This is a genomic window from Pseudomonas sp. EL_65y_Pfl1_R83, assembly GCF_963970695.1.
Taxonomy (GTDB): domain Bacteria; phylum Pseudomonadota; class Gammaproteobacteria; order Pseudomonadales; family Pseudomonadaceae; genus Aquipseudomonas; species Aquipseudomonas tritici.
In genome coordinates, this window is record NZ_CAXAQI010000330.1 from 1 (window position 1) to 482 (window position 482).

Sequence of the window (482 nt, forward strand, 5' to 3'; positions counted from 1 at the left end):
GCACCACCACCGGCTGTGGCGGCGGCGACGCGGGCGGGCTGACGCAGCCACTCACCACCAGCGCGATAGCAAGAACAGCGGAGCGAACGAAAAATTTGCGCATGCCGCGCTGTATGCGCGAAGCAACCGCTGCGCTCAACCGCCGGTCTTGCACCCCGTCGTGATTTCGCCTCTGGTGCCCGGCAGGGAGAGACGCATGGCACTTGAAGCGAAGCGACTGCGCGCTATCATCGGCGGATCGGCCGGCAATCTGGTCGAATGGTATGACTGGTACGCCTATTCCGCGCTGTCGCTCTATTTCTCGGCCTCCTTCTTCCCCAAGGGTGACCCCACCGCACAATTGCTGAACACTTCGGCGGTGTTCGCGGTCGGCTTTTTCATGCGGCCGATCGGCGCCTATCTGATGGGCCGCTATGCCGATCGGCATGGGCGCAAGGCCGGGCTGGCGGTCTCGGTCGCGTTGATGTGCGCGGGCTCACTGA

At 64.3% G+C, this 482-nt stretch carries 1 protein-coding gene; it reads left to right on the top strand.

From position 1 onward, the window contains the following. Positions 1–196: 196 nt before the first annotated feature. Positions 197–482, top strand: a 286-nt coding sequence (locus AACY08_RS29130) for an MFS transporter (RefSeq protein ID WP_339472543.1), incomplete at its 3' end; no start/stop codon positions are given.